Here is a 713-nt window from a genome sequence, read left to right as displayed (position 1 = left end):
GCTACGAACGCGGCCCGACTACGGGAGCGATTGCGCACGTCGTTACCCATTCGGATGGAGCGAGGCAGCACCTCGTAATGGAACAGGGCCGGTATCATGCCTAGGGTCAGGACCCATTGATGTCCGAGGCACGATCTGATTCAGGCTCTGCAAAGGAGAGCGTGAATGAGCGACCTGTATTGGCTGACGGACGATCAGATGGCGCGGCTTCAGCCATACTTTCCACAGAGCCATGGGAAGCCCCGGGTTGACGACCGGCGAGTGCTGAGCGGCATTGTTTTCGTCAATCGCAACGGGTTGCGGTGGTGCGACGCGCCGAAGGATTACGGGCCGCACAAGACGCTGTACAACCGGTGGAAGCGCTGGGGTGAACGAGGCGTCTTCCTGCGCATGATGGAGGGTCTCGCGGCAGCGGAGGCCGTGCCAAAGACCGTCATGATCGATGCGACCTACCTGAAGGCACACCGCACGGCATCGAGCCTGCGGGTTAAAAAGGGGATCTCGGCCGCCTGATCGGCCGCACGAAAGGCGGCATGAACACCAAGTTGCATGCCGTCAGCGATGCGGACGGACGGCCCTTGAGCTTCTTCATGACCGCCGGGCAGGTCAGCGACTACACCGGCGCGGCAGCTCTGCTCGACGATCTGCCAAAGGCGCAATGGCTGCTTGGTGATCGCGGTTATGATGCCGACTGGTTCAGGGATGCCCTGGAA

The 713-nt window shown here is 61.6% G+C and carries 1 pseudogene; it reads left to right on the top strand.

The window, feature by feature from the left end:
* Window positions 1-165 precede the first annotated feature (165 nt).
* Window positions 166-713, top strand: a pseudogene (locus tag AC0IYH_RS28980) (IS5 family transposase); the annotation flags it as partial.

It is taken from the genome of Pseudomonas sp. AC463, from assembly GCF_979253585.1.
This window is presented reverse-complemented; position numbering and strand designations above follow the sequence as displayed.